This is a genomic window from Bradyrhizobium sp. Ses1, from assembly GCF_059512365.1.
The window spans coordinates 1-265 of record NZ_JCAMOQ010000263.1; the positions used below are offsets into that span (position 1 = coordinate 1).

The following is a 265-nucleotide window of genomic DNA, read 5'->3' on the forward strand; positions in this document are numbered from 1 at the left end:
AGCGCGACGGAGCGCGTGTCCACAAAACGTACAGCGCTCCCGCGACGCCGCATCAGCGGCTGGTTGCGGAAGCAAGAACACCCGATGCCGTCCGCGCCCGCGTCAATGAAATCTATGCCGACCTGGATCCGGTCGCCTTACTGCGCGATATCCGAGCCGTGCAGGAGCAGTTGGCCAGTCTCACCGACGCTGCCCCAGCAAGCCATCCAACTGCGACGCCGCCGATTGAACAGTTCTTGTCGAGCTTGCGAATAGCATGGAAAGA

Annotated in this window: 1 pseudogene; it reads left to right on the forward strand. The window is 61.9% G+C overall.

Annotated elements, in window-relative coordinates:
- Positions 1–265: pseudogene (locus AC5ZG5_RS46605) on the forward strand (ISNCY family transposase); the annotation flags it as partial.